Annotated in this window: 16 protein-coding genes; 9 read left to right on the top strand and 7 right to left on the bottom strand. The window is 57.5% G+C overall.

Annotation, left to right across the window (positions count from 1 at the left end; all coding sequences use genetic code 11):
* Positions 1-123: 123 nt before the first annotated feature.
* The gene (locus QMZ18_RS09480) at positions 124-1653 is read left to right on the top strand and encodes an acyl-CoA synthetase (RefSeq protein ID WP_282606038.1); all 1530 of its coding nucleotides are present in this window, start codon (positions 124-126) and stop codon (positions 1651-1653) included.
* Positions 1654-1672: 19 nt separating this feature from the next.
* Here QMZ18_RS09480 and QMZ18_RS09475 read toward each other — a convergent pair whose 3' ends face one another.
* Entirely contained in the window at positions 1673-2371 is a 699-nt protein-coding gene (locus tag QMZ18_RS09475; protein WP_282606037.1) for a hypothetical protein, read from the bottom strand.
* 553 nt (positions 2372-2924) lie between these two features.
* Here QMZ18_RS09475 and xoxF5 point away from each other — a divergent pair.
* The 4 genes from xoxF5 to QMZ18_RS09455 all read left to right on the top strand — a co-directional run bounded on the left by xoxF5 (position 2925) and on the right by QMZ18_RS09455 (position 6828).
* Positions 2925-4715, top strand: a complete 1791-nt coding sequence (xoxF5, locus tag QMZ18_RS09470) for a lanthanide-dependent methanol dehydrogenase XoxF5 (RefSeq protein WP_282606036.1) — start codon at positions 2925-2927, stop codon at positions 4713-4715.
* A 145-nt stretch (positions 4716-4860) separates the two neighbouring features.
* Positions 4861-5367, top strand: a complete 507-nt coding sequence (locus QMZ18_RS09465) for a c-type cytochrome, methanol metabolism-related (RefSeq protein ID WP_282606035.1) — start codon at positions 4861-4863, stop codon at positions 5365-5367.
* Between the two features lie 70 nt (positions 5368-5437).
* On the top strand, positions 5438-6241 hold the full coding sequence (locus QMZ18_RS09460) for a substrate-binding domain-containing protein (protein WP_282606034.1): 804 nt from the start codon (positions 5438-5440) through the stop codon (positions 6239-6241).
* Positions 6238-6828, top strand: a complete 591-nt coding sequence (locus QMZ18_RS09455; RefSeq protein ID WP_322097178.1) for a PQQ-dependent catabolism-associated CXXCW motif protein — start codon at positions 6238-6240, stop codon at positions 6826-6828. Before QMZ18_RS09460 ends, QMZ18_RS09455 begins: the two co-directional genes overlap by 4 nt.
* A gap of 60 nt (positions 6829-6888) precedes the next feature.
* Here the strand turns inward: QMZ18_RS09455 and QMZ18_RS09450 are convergent, their stop codons facing one another.
* The 6 genes from QMZ18_RS09450 to QMZ18_RS09425 form a co-directional block, all read right to left on the bottom strand.
* Positions 6889-7383, bottom strand: coding sequence for an SRPBCC family protein (locus tag QMZ18_RS09450; protein WP_282606033.1), 495 nt, complete (start codon positions 7381-7383; stop codon positions 6889-6891).
* A gap of 46 nt (positions 7384-7429) precedes the next feature.
* A complete protein-coding gene (locus QMZ18_RS09445) occupies positions 7430-8101 on the bottom strand; it encodes a hypothetical protein (RefSeq protein WP_282606032.1) in 672 nt (223 codons plus the stop codon).
* Between the two features lie 4 nt (positions 8102-8105).
* Positions 8106-8981 (bottom strand): ABC transporter permease, encoded by an 876-nt coding sequence (locus QMZ18_RS09440; protein WP_282606031.1) that lies wholly within the window; start codon positions 8979-8981, stop codon positions 8106-8108.
* Positions 8978-9763: an ABC transporter ATP-binding protein gene (locus QMZ18_RS09435; RefSeq protein WP_282606030.1), complete on the bottom strand. Its 786-nt coding sequence runs from the start codon at positions 9761-9763 to the stop codon at positions 8978-8980. The genes QMZ18_RS09440 and QMZ18_RS09435 overlap by 4 nt, the downstream gene beginning before the upstream one ends.
* Before the next feature lie 39 nt (positions 9764-9802).
* On the bottom strand, positions 9803-10783 hold the full coding sequence (locus QMZ18_RS09430; protein ID WP_282606029.1) for a YVTN family beta-propeller repeat protein: 981 nt from the start codon (positions 10781-10783) through the stop codon (positions 9803-9805).
* Positions 10784-10850: 67 nt separating this feature from the next.
* Complete coding sequence (locus QMZ18_RS09425; protein ID WP_282606028.1) at positions 10851-12182, bottom strand: ABC transporter substrate-binding protein; 1332 nt, start codon at positions 12180-12182, stop codon at positions 10851-10853.
* Positions 12183-12418: 236 nt separating this feature from the next.
* Between QMZ18_RS09425 and QMZ18_RS09420 the strand changes: the two genes are divergently transcribed.
* Genes QMZ18_RS09420 through QMZ18_RS09405 form a run of 4 tightly spaced genes read left to right on the top strand, consistent with a single transcriptional unit; the run spans position 12419 to position 15521 of the window.
* Positions 12419-12913, top strand: coding sequence for a DUF3280 domain-containing protein (locus tag QMZ18_RS09420; protein ID WP_282606027.1), 495 nt, complete (start codon positions 12419-12421; stop codon positions 12911-12913).
* Positions 12914-12925: 12 nt separating this feature from the next.
* Positions 12926-13984 carry an ABC transporter substrate-binding protein gene (locus QMZ18_RS09415; protein WP_282606026.1) on the top strand — a complete coding sequence of 353 codons (1059 nt, stop codon included), beginning with the start codon at positions 12926-12928 and terminating at the stop codon, positions 13982-13984.
* Positions 13981-14733: an ABC transporter permease gene (locus tag QMZ18_RS09410; protein ID WP_282606025.1), complete on the top strand. Its 753-nt coding sequence runs from the start codon at positions 13981-13983 to the stop codon at positions 14731-14733. Before QMZ18_RS09415 ends, QMZ18_RS09410 begins: the two co-directional genes overlap by 4 nt.
* Positions 14730-15521 (top strand): ABC transporter ATP-binding protein, encoded by a 792-nt coding sequence (locus tag QMZ18_RS09405; RefSeq protein WP_282606024.1) that lies wholly within the window; start codon positions 14730-14732, stop codon positions 15519-15521. Before QMZ18_RS09410 ends, QMZ18_RS09405 begins: the two co-directional genes overlap by 4 nt.
* The last annotated feature ends 7 nt before the right edge of the window (positions 15522-15528 follow it).

Here is a 15528-nt window from a genome sequence, read left to right as displayed (position 1 = left end):
TTAAAGACTGTTCCGGGAATGCCGCGTTCGCATCGGCAGGAAACACGCCTTGAAACCCTAAACAAAACAAGGTTGTGTCCTCGCACCGACCTGTTTCTCTCCGAGAATCGAGTAACCTGCGATATGAAACATCCGATCCACCATGCGCGCGTCACCCCTGAGAAGATCGCCTATCAAATCGCGCAAGACGGCGCGTCCATCACCTTTGCGGAGTTGGATTCGCGCGCCAACCAGGGGGCGCAGGCCTTGCGCAAACTCGGAGTCGAGAGCGGCGATCACATCGCGTTCCTGCTGGAAAACCGCTTGGAATTCATGGAGATCTGCTGGGCCGCGCAGCGCGCAGGCGTCATCTTCACGCCGATCAGCCGCTATTTGCAGTCCGAGGAGGCGGCGTACATCGTGGCCGATTGCGGGGCAAAGGTCTTCATCACCTCCACACGCTATGCCGAGATGGGAGTGCAAATCCGGGCACTTGCCGGCAAGGAATTTCGAAGTCTGACGGTGGACGAAGCGGTGGAAGGATTCGAAGACTGGAATGCCTTGGTTGAATCCATGCCGGACCAGAGGCTGCCGGACGAATCCCCAGGCGCGACCATGCTCTACTCCTCCGGCACGACCGGTCGCCCGAAGGGAATCCTGAAGCAAAATCAGAGCAGCTCGATCGAGGCTCTGAGTCCGGTCTTTCTCAAACTGCTGGGGGAGATTGCGGCGATGGATGCGGAGTCAGTCTACCTTTCCCCTGCACCGCTCTATCATTCCGCGCCGTTGGGCGCGGCGATGGTTGCTGCGGGGCTTGGCGCGACCACCATCATCATGGAGCGTTTTGATGAAGAAGGCCTGCTTCGGGAGATCGAAAGCGCCGGGGTGACGCACACCCAGGTCGTGCCAACCATGTTCGTGCGCCTGCTGAAGATGCCCACCGAGACTCGCCTGCGCTATGACACCGGGAGCCTGGTGACGGCGCTTCACGTGGCGGCCCCCTGTCCGGTCGACATCAAACGGCAGATGATCGGCTGGTGGGGACCGATTCTCCTGGAATATTACGCCGGAACCGAAGGCAACGGCGTGACAGCCGCCACGACCGAAGAATGGAATGCGCATCCAGGGACGGTAGGCCGCGCGCTATTCGGATCGATCCGTATTCTCGACGATGAGGGGCTCGAATCGCCGCGCGGAGAAATTGGAAACGTTTACTTCGACACCGGACTCAACTTTTCCTACCACAACGATCCGGAAAAAACCGCACAGGCCTACAACAAAGAAGGCTGGTCGACACTCGGCGACATCGGCTGGCTTGACGAGGATGGCTTCCTTCATCTGACCGACCGCCGCGCCTATACCATTATTTCTGGCGGAGTGAACGTCTATCCACAGGAAACCGAAGACCTGCTCGTGACTCATCCTTCGGTTGCCGACGTCGCCGTCTTCGGCGTACCAAACGAAGAACTGGGCGAGGAGGTGAAGGCGGTGGTCCAGCCCGTGGATACTCATTCCGCCGGACCGGAACTGGAGGTTGAGTTGATCGCCTTCTGCCGGTCAAAACTTTCGGTCATCAAGACACCGAAGAGTATCGATTTTCGCCGCGAACTGCCGCGCACGGCAACCGGTAAGCTGATCAAACGTCATCTGAAGGCGGAGTATTGGCCGTCGTAGGCAAGCGTCGAAACAGGGTTCAAAGATCAAAAACGGTTACCCACTCCGATTCCACCACCTTGAATCCACGGACCCAAAGCAGATGCCGTAAAACGGCCCGCATATGCCGGGCGCCGAAGAGAACGCCGATGTTCAGCTTTTTGCCATCGGATTTTGCCTGTTCGCGGGCGATGACGTCGATCAGGTGTCGGTCTCGCCAGTCCAGGATGATTTCACCGGCTTGACCGAGGTCCGGACCCTCAAGCGATTCATGCCTCGTTTTCTTCAGATTCATACTCATGCCTGTCGCGACGTCGGCTCTGGTTCCAAAGTGTCGCATGTAGAGACCGAAAAGCGGTGCGGCCAGCGGCAGACCGTAGCGTTGCCAGAATGGCAGTTCGGACCATCGCTTTTCAAAGGCGGATCCCGTCACGTCCGCATGTACCAACCGTTCTTCGAATTTTGACAGGTTCAGCTGATTGTTCTGCAACACAAGGTCAACGCGCGGGACGTCGGCATAAAAACGGTATGACATGGTGAGCAGATTGCCGACCGGCGACTTGATGCCCTCACAGAGAATGGTATCGCAAGCTTCCAGTCGGCGTGTGACTTCGCTGTAGAACGCGGGCTCACCCACGTGGATCATCGGAAACAGGGTAAAGCTTGCTGTATCGCTGTTCGATTCAAGATGCATGACGGCACTGCGCACAGCCCAAGGAGTCGATTCGATAATCTGCATCTGCCAGTAACACCCGAATGCCTTAACCAGGTATCAAACTCATCGCTTCGTGCATGACGACCAAATGCAAAACATGAACAAGGTTAATGTACGCCAGGACGATCTTGAATTTGGGAGCAAGGCGTTTATCCGCCGATGAGCATGTCTTCCTCAATAAGCATTGCGCTTGATCCTGCAAGGCCTTTGCGATCTTGCATCGGGCCGTTGGCAATCCTGTAATCGTTTCCGTGTTCCATGAAGCCGCTCAAGTGTTGTGCGAAGGTACAATTGCCCGCTTACAAGGCCTTTCCTAGGATGCACATAAGCCGACGTTACTGCAAAGCCCAGCCCGTCGACTTGCCGTTTATCGCGTTGGGTTTTGCATAGCGTCGGTGTTTAAGAAACAGGTTCGCAGTGCTTTCGTCGCAAGACGAAGACGCAAGCTGCCGGGTACCTAAAAAGCGACACACCGTGTACGGCAGATTCAATAGCTGCCGATAAAAAATCGGTGGCAATGAAGACTGTTTTCACCCCTGAAAACAGAAGTCGGCAACAAATTTAGGGAGGAACCGGAGTGAAAAGGACTCTCAAATATTCTGGTGTTGTCTTGGCATCGGCCTTGCTCGCGTCTGCGGCGGCTTCAGCCAGTGACGAGCTCTTGAATATGCAGAAGAACGCAGACGATTGGGTAATGCCAACCGGCAATTACGCCAATCAACGCTATAGTGAGCTCGACCAGATCAACAAAGACAACGTGGGCGATCTTAACGTCGCCTGGACGTTTTCAACCGGTGTGCTGCGTGGCCATGAAGGTGGCCCGTTGGTGATCGGCGATACCATGTACGTGCATACGCCTTTCCCGAACATCGTCTATGCCTTAGACCTGAACGACGACGGGCGGATCATCTGGAAGTACGAGCCCAAGCAGGATCCCGATACGATCCCTGTGATGTGCTGTGACACCGTTAATCGCGGTGTTGCTTATGGTGACGGCAAGATCATCCTGCACCAAGCGGACACTTCTGTTGTAGCACTCAATGCCAAGACGGGTGCTGTCGAGTGGAAGGTCGCCAACGGTGACCCCAAAATGGGCGAGACCGGTACTGCGGCACCAATGGTCGTTAAGGACAAAGTGTTGATCGGCATCTCCGGCGGCGAGTTCGGCGTCCGGGGCAGCATGACCGCATACAACATCAAGGATGGTTCGCGCGTGTGGCGGGCCTATTCCATGGGTCCGGACTCGGATATCCTGGTGGATCCCGAAAAGACGACCCATCTGGGTGAGCCGGTCGGTAAAGATTCCGGTACGAACACCTGGGAAGGCGATCAGTGGAAAATCGGTGGCGGAACCACCTGGGGCTGGTTTGCCTATGATGCTGAGCTGGACCTTGTCTACTACGGCACCGGCAATCCCAGCACCTGGAATCCCGCCCAGCGCCCTGGCGACAACCGTTGGTCCATGGCGATCTTTGCCCGCAATCCCGACACCGGGATGGCAAAGTGGGTCTATCAGATGACACCGCATGACGAATGGGATTTCGACGGCGTCAACGAGATGATCCTGTCCGACCAGGAAGTCGGTGGCCAGATGCGCAAGCTGCTGGTCCACTTTGACCGGAACGGCTTCGGCTACTCCCTCGATCGTGACAATGGTCAGTTGCTGGTGGCCGAAAAGTTCGACCCGGTGGTCAATTGGGCGACCCACGTCGATCTGAAAACCGGTCGTCCGCAGGTCGTTGCCAAGTATTCCACGGATCAGAACGGTGAAGATGTCAACACGACTGGTGTCTGCCCTGCCGCTCTGGGTTCCAAGGATCAGCAACCTGCCGCCTTCTCGCCGAAGTCCGGCCTGCACTACGTGCCGACCAATCATGTCTGCATGGACTACGAGCCTTTCCGGGTCTCCTACACTGCCGGGCAGCCTTATGTCGGTGCGACGCTTTCCATGTATCCGGGTCCTGATGGCGACCATATGGGCAACTTCATTGCCTGGGACGCCACCGAAGGCAAGATCGTCTGGTCCAAGAAAGAGAAGTTCTCTGTATGGTCCGGCGCACTTGCAACGGCTGGCGATGTCGTCTTCTACGGCACGCTGGAAGGTTATCTGAAGGCGGTCGATTCCAAGACGGGTGATGAACTTTACAAGTTCAAGACTCCTTCGGGCATCATCGGCAATGTCACCACCTATATGCAGGGCGGCAAGCAGTACATCGCGATCCTGTCTGGTGTCGGCGGCTGGGCTGGAATTGGCCTTGCAGCTGGTCTGACCGACCCGAATGCTGGTCTGGGTGCAGTGGGTGGTTATGCCGCTCTCAGCAACTACACCGCACTGGGCGGGCAGTTGACCGTGTTTGCTGTCGACTGATTTCTAGCTAATCCCTGTTGCCCGGTATTACGTTGTCTCCATCGTAGTACCGGGCATTTTTTTTCAGATCAGGAATATGTGCCGAATGAAGACCGGTACGGATGATCGAGGTTTTGATAACCTGTCCTGCCCACGAGGAAACGAGATGAAATTTCGCCTGCCGTTGATGTTTGCTTTTGCTCTGGCACTCCTGTTGCCGGGTGTAGCTGTACAGTCCAACGAGATTGCCAGTTCCGAAGACGGAAAGTATTTCGATGCGGATGACAATCCAACTTACAAAATCGGCGAAGACGGCACAGTGGATTGGTTCACCTACAGTGGCTTCAGGCGTTACCATTCTGAATGTCACGTCTGCCACGGACCGGATGCGTTGGGAAGTTCCTTTGCGCCGGGATTGGCAGAATCCCTGAACACCATGGATTACGAAGGCTTTCTTGAGGTCGTTATCAACGGCCGCGAAAAAGTCGGCGCCTCTGATAACAGCAAGATGCCGTCTTTCGGCGTTAACCGGAATGTCATTTGCTATCTCGACGATATCTACGTTTATCTGAAGGCAAGGTCCGATGGCGCGCTTGACAGAGGGCGGCCCAGAAAAAAGGAAGCGAAGTCGGATGCGACACGCGAGGAGGAAAACGAGTGTCTTGCCGACTAGAGCTGTCCGAGGCACCGGTTTCGTGAGGATCCGGTCTGCAAAAAAATTGAGCCTTCCCGGCTGTTGTTTTTTGACGGCCGCCGTTGCTGTCTTTGTGGCACCCGCGCAGGTTTCGGCGCAAACATCCGATCTGGTCGACCGTACCGCATTGCGTGTCTGTGCCGACCCGGCCAATATGCCCTTCTCGAGCAGGGAAGAAACGGGGTACGAGAACAAGCTCGCCGATCTGCTCGGTGAAAAGCTGGGCCTTCCCGTCACCTATACCTGGTTCCCGCAGGCAACCGGATTCGTCCGCCGGACGCTACGTCTGCGCAAGTGCGACGTGATCATAGGCTATGCCCAGGGGCACGAGCTTGTGCAGAACACCAACCACTATTTCCGTTCCGCCTACGTCCTGCTGCATCGCAAAGACTCTGATCTGAAAGGAATCGTGAACCTCGACGATCCAAGGCTCGCGGACAAGAAGATCGGCGTTATCGCCGGTACCCCGCCCGCGACGGTGATGGCGTTGAACGGATTGCTCAAGAACGCCAAGCCCTATCAGCTTGTGGTCGATCGCAGGTACTCTTCGCCGGCAGAAGACATCATATCGGAAATTGCCACGGGCAAACTCGATGCCGGCCTGTTGTGGGGGCCGATCGGTGGGTATTACGCCAAGCAAAGCGACACACCGATTACCATCGTGCCATTGGTCAAGGAGACCAAGGGACCGCGCATGAGCTACCGCATCACAATGGGGCTGCGCCCTCTCGAACCGGACTGGAAGCATCAGCTCAACGATTTCATCAAGGACAATCAGGCGGAGATCGACAAGATTCTGTTCGACTTCGGGGTGCCGCTTCTGGATGAGAAAGACCAGTTGATCGAGCAGTGACAATAGCACCTGAGTTCACTTTCGCCCTGGTCCGGCGAATAACAATCGCTTCGGCTCTGGCGCTAGGATTGTGGAGCCTTGAAAACGGTGCACATGCTCAGGCCGTCGAAGAGCTTGCCGGCTATCGCATGGAGGGATTTCGCGCACCGGTTCCCGATCGTTTGACGGGGGCGGAAGTCGTCTCTACCGAGGAAGTGATGGATCTGCATGAGGCAGGGGGCATCATCTTCATCGACGTCCTGCCTCGTCCGCCGAAACCCAAGAAACTGCCCAAAGGTACCGTCTGGCGTCCTCGGCCGCGCAGCAATATTCCCGGCAGTGTCTGGCTGCCCAACGTTGGTTTCGGTGCGCTCAATCCTGAAGCCGAAAGCTATTTCCAGGATAGCCTGGCTCAGCTTACCAAGGACGATAAGGCTGCGCCTATCCTGATCTATTGCCTGTCAGACTGCTGGATGTCCTGGAACGCCGCCAAGCGCGCGTTATCCTACGGTTACGCCAAGGTCTACTGGTATCCCGATGGCACGGACGGCTGGACGGGCTTCGGCGGTGACGTTGAACCATCCGAACCGGTGCCGATGGCCGAGTAGGGCCGCAACAGAAAACGGCTGCACAGCAGTTCGCCGCGCAGCCGGTCTTCATCAAATCGACTATTTAAGCTTGTCGTTGATCCCATCGAATCCGGCAGTGTAGATGCCGCCGATGATCTTCTGCGCTTCGGCTTCCTCGACACCCGCGGGCTCAAAGCTCGAGGACCATTCGATAACCGATTGACCAGCCGTGTCGCCGGGGCGCACCGTTATTTTGGAGACGTAGTTCTGCACCGGCAACGGGCCTTCGACGATGCTGTAGCTGTAGGACATGTCGTCCAGCGAGTAGCTCTGCAGTTTCTCTTTAAGCACGGCGCCGTCGGGCAGGGTCAGCGTCCGGAACAAGCCGTTGCCGCCATCACCGCTGAGTTCCAGCTTGACCACGGCCGGATGCCATTTGTCGAGGTGACCGTATTCGCCGATCAGGGCCCATACCTCTTCGGCTGGGTGATCGATCACCGCAGATTTCATCACATCCGTGGCATTGGCGCCTGATGCGCCACCCAGGCCGGATGCGGCGAAAGCCGCCAGAGAGACAAAAGTTGCAAACTTCATGGTTCTATCCTCCTTGTAGATCTCTTGTCGTTATTACGGGATTGTTTTATTCCAGGTGCGTTGCCAGCTGTCGCGCCAGCGCGAACAGACGCTGCTCCAACAGGACCGGAACTTCGCAGACGTAAGTCAGGGACTGTTCCCGTTCATCGAAGACCCGCGTATCCCACAACAGCTGTTGATCCAGTTCCTCTGCACGATTGAGATCGGCCTGAGTGGCGCCGGTTTTGCTCTGCAGCTCGTTTGAACTCGCAGCCGCCTTCTTGATTTTTTCGGAAAGGGCGATCTGACGGCGTGCAAACTTTTCGATCCCCGCCATGATTTCCGAGCGTTCCGAATTGGTGCGGCTGAGAAGTCCGGTAAAGAGCAGTGTGAGCTTGGTTTGCCTGTCTTCCGTCAGACCCTCGGCATAGTTGTCGATCCGCTGTTCGGCTTCTTCGATCGGCAATCTTCGGGACGAAAGCGTTTCCACGAGGTTTGCCATCTCGGCATCCTTGCGCCAGCTGCGGTCGGACTCGTCGACCAGTGGTCCGCCCCACATCATTCCTGCGGAGATATGCGGTACCTTGCGCTGGATGCAGGGCCAATAGGGGTTGTCCGGGTCAGCCGCGAAGGCCGTGCTGCCCGCGATGGATGCTGTAACAGCGACCGCCGCCGCAGTTACAGGCCCAAGCAACATTCCTCGGGAGTTTATTTTCAAAGGTCTCTTTGCTGCGGTCATGCCGTCAGCCTCCTTTCGGGCCGGGAGCATTTCCACCGGGGCCTCCGCGCCGGGCGATGAGCCCCTTCGAAGGGTTGTAGGCGAAAATTGCGCCGCCGAGAAAAACGACGGTGAAGCCTGCGACGATCGCGAGCGCCTGCAGATTGAGTTGTCCATAGAGTGCAAAGCGGATCAATTCGACGATATAGGTGAAGGGATTGTACTGGCAGATCTCATAGAGCAGCGGACTGGTCTCCTTCATCCGCCACAGCGGGTAGAGGGCCGAAGAGGCGAAGAACATCGGGAAGATCACGAAGTTCATGATACCCGCGAAGTTCTCCAACTGCTTGATGCCGGATGACAGCAGCATGCCCAGCGCCCCCAGCATCAGACCAGACAGGATTAACGCAGGAATGACCGCGAGGTAGCCAAACAGCGGCGGTTCAACCTCCCAGAACCAGGTGATTGCGAGAAACACTGCGACTTGCAGCAACGACACGGCGACGCCGGCCATCAACTTTGAAGTCAACAGGAACCAGCGTGGATAGGGGCTGATGAGCAGCGTGCGCATATTGCCCATCTCCCGGTCGTACACCATGGAGAGCGACGATTGCATACCGTTGAAGAGCTGGATCATCCCGACCAGCCCGGGTGTCACGTAGACTTCGTAGAGTACATAGGTCTCGTAGGGCGGAATGATCGAGACGCCGAGCACCGACCGAAACCCGGCCGCGAAGATAAACAGCCAGACCAGCGGCCGCACCAGCGCCGCGACAAAGCGTTCGCGCTGTTGGAGGAACCGCAAGGCCTCGCGCCAGACGATCCCGCGCATACAGTTGAGATAGCCGGACAGGCTCAAACCGGACACTTCCGAGCGGTTGGGCACGGGTGCAGAGGTCATGCAGCAGCGCTCCCCACGGCTTTATCCTGCGTCAGTTTCGCGAAGGCCGCGCTGATATTTTCCGTTGCGCTGCCCGACAGAACCGCATCATGACTGCCGTCCGCCACAACCTTGCCGTGGTGCAGCATGACAATCTGGCTTTCCGGCGTGACTTCGTCGATCAAATGCGTGGCCCAGAGCACAGCGAGCTGGTCGTCCTGGCAGAGGGCCACGGTGCGCTCCAGGATATCGCGCCGGGAGTCGATGTCGAGGCCCACAGTCGGCTCGTCGAGTAACAGCAGTTGTGGGTCATGGAGCAGGGCGCGCGCGATTTCGACCCTGCGCATCTGACCGCCGGACAGGCGCCTCGCCTTGTCCTTGGCCCGGTCCAGGAGTTTGACCCGTTCCAACTGGCTCTCGGCCCGCGCCCGCGCTTCGCGTGGCGTAAAGCCGTGCAGGGCCGCATGATACAGCAGGTTCTGCATCACCGTCAGATCGAGATCCAGCGTTCTTTGCTGGAACACAACGCCCAGACGTTGCAGCGCCGCACCGGGCGACCGCCGCACATCATGACCGTAAACCCTGATCGCACCGGAAGTGTTGCTGTACAGGCGTGTCACGAGAGAAAAGAGCGTGGTCTTGCCGGCGCCGTTTAGACCCAACAGAACGCAGAACCGCGAAGGGTCGATCGTAAAATTCACGTCGTCCAGCGCTTTGTTCTGCCCGAAAGCGTGCGTAAGACCGGAGATCTCCAGCGCGCGCGGCGGATTTGATCCCGCGGTATCCGGACCAGGGGAGCTCATCGCCTGGACCAATTCCGGCCGGCAGTCAGAAAACGGTCATTATTCATTGGAGATCGCAATGCCCCAGGGAAAGCGTCCAACGCCGATTGATTTCACGACCCGGAGTTTTCCGACATCGATCACCGAGATATCGTTACTGACGCCGTTCGAGGTAAAGAGCAGTTTTTCGTCTGGCGTGAAGGCCAGCTGCCAGACCCGCTGGCCGACCAGCAGGTATTTCTCGACTTCGTGGCTTTCACCATTGATCACTGCGACCCGGTTGGAAGGGCCAAGCGCCACGAAGGCGCGTTTGCCGTCCTTGGTCACGCGCAAGCCGACCGGCTGAATGGCTTCCGGCTGCACCCCGGGTATATCGAAGGAGATTTTGGTGATGATCTTCCGGGTCTTAGCGTCGATGACCGCCACTGTTCCACCGATTTCGGAGGTGACCCACAGCTTGTCGCCCGCATCGTTGAACTCGGCGTAACGTGGCCGGCTATCCACTAGAATGTTATCGAAGATCTCGTTGGTTTCGGTATCGATGAAATGCGCCATATTGGTCGTCTCGGAAGTATTGACCAAGACCTTGCCATCGGGGCTGATCCCCATGCCTTCCGGCTCCACGCCGACGGGAATCTCCGCAAGAACCTTATCGGCCGCGATATCGACCACCGTGACCAGATTGTCATCTTCGTTCGCGATGTAGAGCGGGTTGCCGCTCGGGTGCAGGACAAAAAGTTCCGGGTCGGGGCCTGACGGCAGTTCCTTAACCAACTGCTTGGTCTTGACGTCGAAGACCTGAACTGTGTCGTCGTCACTTGCGCAGATCAGCAGGTGCTTTCCGTCTTTGGTGAGCAGGATGCCTCGTGGTCTCTGGCCGACGTCGATTGTATCGGTCACCTCCAGGCTTGTGCTGTCGATGATGCTGACCGTGTTGTCCTTTTCATTGGATACGTAGACCGTATAAGCAGGTGCGGCCGTCACGACGCCAAAAGACCCCGCAAAGGCGGCAGCCGTCAGAAACTTGATCGTCTTTCTCATACGTTCGTCTTCCTCCTGAAGTTCCGACCCGGCCCCGCCTATTCGCTAAGCGGCGATTGTCGTCCGGTTATTCGAATCGGCATTTAGACTCCGGTTCATCGAGGCCCATGGTATCGAGCAGCGAGCGTTCATGTAGAAAACCCTGCTGGGGTGACGTTGAGACCAACGCCCGCGCCGCCGTCAGCAGGATCGGCTGCCTCAGCTGGCCGTTCCATTTGCGAAAGGTGAGCTTCTGCCCCTTAAAGCCACCCAGTTCAAAGTCTGCACTGCGAATGTAGCCTTCCACATCGGCAAATGCGGCCGATTGGCTGCGCGTGGCTCCCTCGCCGATGGTGCGGATTGCTGCCCAGACGTGGTAATCGAGCGGCAGCATGAAACGGCCGTTTGCCTTTAAAAAGCGACTTTGCAACTGCGCGGCACCCCATTGTTCGTGGGTTCGGTGCCAGGTGGTCGGCGTTAGTCCCTGAGTGCCGACAATTACCTGCGGGTCCCAGGTCCGATAGGCCAGATACTCGCCGAACTCGCCGATTTCATCAGCCACAACCAGAACATCGTATTCGGCATCCTGGGTAAAGGCAGGAACTTCTGCCTGCGCCGTACGGCGTGCATCCGGCCCGTAATCCCAGCGCTTTTCCTCGACGATCTTGCCGCCGAAACGTTTGGCGGCGCGTTTTAAAGCTTCGCCGAAGAGGACATCACCATCCCGGCGCCCAACCACCAGAAACCAGTTTCGCCAGCGCTTCCAGGCCAGAAACTGCGCCAGGGCATCGGCCAGCATGGCACGGCTCGGAACAATGTGAAGAACGTTGGCCCGGCAGTCGGCGCTCCGCAGCCGGTCGTCCATGGCACCGGCGTTAAACAGCAAGACGTCTTTCCCCTTGGCGCGGTCGGCCATCTGCAGCAAGGCGTCGGCCGGTACGTTCAAGACGAAATGCTGGATACCTTCCGCCAGCAAACTGTCGAAGGCCGCCAGGGAATCGCCATCGGTCGGGACTTCGACGTGCTTCAGTGAGAACTCCTGTCCCATGAAGCGTCCGGTCGTGTTGTTGTCCTTGATCGAAAGCTGCCCGCCTGCGAGACCTTCATTGTCCGGCGGCAGGTCGAGGTTGGAGAGCTTCGGGGGCCGCTCGACAACCTGAACCAAATAGGCGATCGGAATTTTCTGCACGTCCGCGGCACTTACCTGCCCGGATGGAGTCGAGAAGCTCAGACTCAGGAGACAGGCGGCTAAGAGTCGAAAAGGCGTCAGACAGCTCCGCCTCTGCTCAGCGGCACCGATCCGTCCGTCAACGGTGCGGCAGTGAATTGCAGTCCTTCCGCCAAATTGATTGGCGATCCATGCGAGCATCGTGGTCAGGGTCATTGCGGTGCCGGTACGCTCCAAAGTTAGTAGGACCAAGCGATAAAATATCACCTGAAGACAAGTCTCTAAATAGCGTTTGCTCGCTTCAGCCTAGTACTATTTGCCAATTGTTCCCAGCCGTCGGCTACGGAGAATTGCAAGAGGTCGTCAGTTCCAGTGCTTTGTGGTCGTCACCTTTTTCTAAAGCTGGTTCTTCTGAAAAGCAGCTTGTGTGAGGACAGATGCGCGTTTCATTCGCTCCAACTTCGTTTTTCCGATCACGGACCGTGTCGGTGGGAACGCTTTTTCTTGCGCTGATGTTCGGCTTTGCAGATTTGTCGATCGCCGATCCAGGCACTCCGCGGGCTGCTGTGTTCAATTTCGAGCTTATCGACACCAGCCTTGAAGGATCGGTGAAGGGAATCAATGACAACGAGACCAAGCGCCTGGTTCTGATCAGCGACTTGCTGAGGGAAAAGCTGTCCGAGTCGGGCCGTTACGAGATCGCCGATATCTCTCATTTGCAGGTACAGATCGAGGAGGCCGGTTATCTGCACAGCTGCAACGGCTGTGAGAGCAAAATTGCGGCGCAGGCAGAGGCGCAGGTCGCGGTGACCGGTGTGGTCCAGAAAGTCAGCAATCTCATCCTGAACATCAATGTTTACTTTCACGATGTGGAAAGCGGCAAATTGATCAGGAGTGCGAGCGCTGATATTCGAGGAAACACGGACGAATCCTGGGCGCACGGGATCTCATGGCTGGCGCGCAATCGGCTGTTAAAGCCGTAAGGAGTTAGGACCATGGTTACGAGATTCTTCCGCAATGCACTACCAACTCTGTTGCTTCTCTGTGCGTCTGCGGCGTCAAGCGACGCCATCGCCGAATCGACAGCGTTGAAAGTCGGCGTTCTGAAGTTTGGAACGGTGAATTGGCAGCTCGACAGCCTCAAGTTCAACGCCTTTGACTCGGCTCAAAGCCTGGATCTGGAAGTTGTCGCACTGGCGTCGAAAAACGCCACCAGCGTTGCTTTGCAGGCTGGGAACGCAGACATGATCGTGTCCGACTGGATCTGGGTGAACCGGCAACGGGCGGGCGGCGAGGATTTTGTTTTCGTTCCCTATTCCAATGCGCTGGGGGCACTTGTTCTAGGACCTGACAGCGCTGTCACGGATGTCACAGGGCTCAAGAACAAGAAGATCGGAATCGCAGGCGGGCCGGTCGATAAGAACTGGCTGTTGTTGAGAGCCTGGACCCGGAAGTTTCACGGTTTCGACATTGCCGACAGTGCCGAGGCCATCTTCGCTGCGCCGCCTTTGCTGAATGAACAGCTGCGCACCGGCCGTCTTGATGCGGTTCTCACCTTCTGGCCTTATGCCGCGCGCCTGGAGGCAGGCGGTGCCACTCGGCTATTCGATGTGAGCGATCTGGTGAAGGACCTGGGCGTTACACAGCCAACGGCGCTGATCGGATATGTATTTCGAGAGCGGCTTCTGAATGAACGGCCGGGTGCGGTAGAAGCATTTTTCGGCGCCGTCAGCGCGACCAATGTCCTGCTCGAAAAATCCGACAGCGAATGGAAACGACTGCGTCCGGCGATGCGTGCCAAGAGCGACGCAGAGTTCGAGGCCTTGAAGTCGGGCTTTCGCCAGGGTATGGCGATGCCGTTCGCTGGCGCAGAAGAGGGCGGCGAAGATCAGGACAGAGACCGCAAGGACGCGGAGCTCCTGTTTGGCATTCTGGCTACTGTCGGCGGCGAGAAACTGGTTGGCCGAAACGTAACGTTTGATCCAAATACCTTTTGGACGCCCGAGACTTCGAAGCCGGACAGCATGACCCCGGATACGCCTGAAGCGAAATGATCGCCCGACTGGCGAGTGCGGCTTATTTTGTCCTGTCGCTGGGTCTTTTCCTATTGCTCTGGCAACTCGCGGCGCTCTGGAGCGATAGTCCGGCCCTGCCGATGCCCATCGCGGTGCTGGAAGCCTTCGTCGAGGCTGTTCAGAGCCGCGAACTGCCCTATCATCTGGCCGTCACACTAGCGCGCACCTTAGTGGCATTCGTTCTCTCGATGATCATCGGCGCGAGTATTGGCCTCGTGATGGGGCGCAGCGGCCGCATGGACCGCTTCTTCGACTCCTGGCTGATTCTCTTTTTGAATATCCCGGCGCTGGTGGTCATCATCCTTTGTTATATTTGGTTCGGTCTGACGGAAGCTGCGGCTGTGTTGGCGGTTTCAATCAATAAGATTCCGAACGTCGCGGCGACAATGCGCGAAGGCGCGCGCGCGCTCGACCGGCAATATATGGACCTGGCGCGCAGTTACCGTTTCGGCACATGGAAAACGCTGCGGCATGTCATCTTGCCTCAGCTTTCGCCCTTTTTCGCGGCGTCGGCACGTTCGGGTCTGGCTCTGGTGTGGAAGATCGTCCTTGTGGTCGAACTGCTTGGGCGCAGCAATGGCGTGGGATTTCAACTTCATTTGTTCTTTCAGCTCTTCGACGTTCCGTCGATCCTTGCCTATACGATCGCCTTCGTGATTGTGATCCAGATGATCGAGATCTTTCTGTTCAAGCCCTGGGAACGCCATGCCAACAGGTGGCGCCCATGACCTGGCTGTCGATTGAGATCGCGCGTAAGGGGTATGATTCCAAACCCAAAGTCAAACTCTCCGCGGCGATAGGGCTGCCCAAACTCAAGGATGCGGAGTCCGATCAAAAGGCGACGGTGCTGAAGGATATCAAGCTGGAGGTCGGCTTCGGGGAATTCGTCTGCATCCTGGGACCTTCGGGTTGCGGCAAAACGACGTTGTTAAATCTGGTTGCCGGGCTGGATGGGACTTTTGATGGCCGGATCTCAGTCAGGCAGACCAACGGTCGGAGCGAACCGCGGATCGGCTATGTCTTTCAAAACCCCGCGCTCCTTCCCTGGCGGACCGTGGGTGAAAATCTCACGCTGGTCATGCGGCCCGATCAGCTCGGCACGGGGGTGGAGCGGGACCTGCTCGCCGAGATGGGCTTGGGGGACTGTTACGACGCTTATCCAAAGGATCTTTCCCTTGGTATGAGCCGCCGGGTCGCCCTGGCCCGCGCTTTGGTGATCGAGCCGGACCTTCTGCTGATGGACGAGCCTTTCGTGTCCCTGGACGAGAGCAAGGCGTCCGAGTTGCGGCGGCTATTGACGCGGGCCTGGAAATCGAGACCGATGACGGTGCTCTTCGTCACCCATGACAGCCGGGAGGCGATCCAACTTGGACAGCGAATCATCGTGATGGCGGGATCGCCGGCGACGATCCAACGGGACGATATGGTCATGCTGACGCACGATCAGCGCATCGATCCGCTCTATATCGAGGCGGTTCGACGTCAGATCCTGAGCGAAACCAGACCGCGGCTGTGATCCGTTG

This window comes from Pelagibius sp. Alg239-R121, from assembly GCF_947331435.1.
Lineage (GTDB): Bacteria > Pseudomonadota > Alphaproteobacteria > Kiloniellales > Kiloniellaceae > Denitrobaculum.
Note: the sequence above shows the minus strand (reverse complement) of the source record. Positions and strands in the feature narration are given on the sequence as shown.

Excerpts from the sequence above, each read along its gene's own strand:
- QMZ18_RS09480 (WP_282606038.1), top strand. The coding sequence starts at position 124 with ATGAAACATCCGATCCACCATGCGCGCGTCACCCCTGAGAAGATCGCC.
- QMZ18_RS09475 (WP_282606037.1), bottom strand. The coding sequence starts at position 2,371 with ATGCAGATTATCGAATCGACTCCTTGGGCTGTGCGCAGTGCCGTCATG.
- QMZ18_RS09465 (WP_282606035.1), top strand. The coding sequence starts at position 4,861 with ATGAAATTTCGCCTGCCGTTGATGTTTGCTTTTGCTCTGGCACTCCTG.
- QMZ18_RS09450 (WP_282606033.1), bottom strand. The coding sequence starts at position 7,383 with ATGAAGTTTGCAACTTTTGTCTCTCTGGCGGCTTTCGCCGCATCCGGC.
- QMZ18_RS09445 (WP_282606032.1), bottom strand. The coding sequence starts at position 8,101 with ATGACCGCAGCAAAGAGACCTTTGAAAATAAACTCCCGAGGAATGTTG.
- QMZ18_RS09440 (WP_282606031.1), bottom strand. The coding sequence starts at position 8,981 with ATGACCTCTGCACCCGTGCCCAACCGCTCGGAAGTGTCCGGTTTGAGC.
- QMZ18_RS09435 (WP_282606030.1), bottom strand. The coding sequence starts at position 9,763 with ATGAGCTCCCCTGGTCCGGATACCGCGGGATCAAATCCGCCGCGCGCG.
- QMZ18_RS09430 (WP_282606029.1), bottom strand. The coding sequence starts at position 10,783 with ATGAGAAAGACGATCAAGTTTCTGACGGCTGCCGCCTTTGCGGGGTCT.
- QMZ18_RS09415 (WP_282606026.1), top strand. The coding sequence starts at position 12,926 with ATGGTTACGAGATTCTTCCGCAATGCACTACCAACTCTGTTGCTTCTC.
- QMZ18_RS09410 (WP_282606025.1), top strand. The coding sequence starts at position 13,981 with ATGATCGCCCGACTGGCGAGTGCGGCTTATTTTGTCCTGTCGCTGGGT.
- QMZ18_RS09405 (WP_282606024.1), top strand. The coding sequence starts at position 14,730 with ATGACCTGGCTGTCGATTGAGATCGCGCGTAAGGGGTATGATTCCAAA.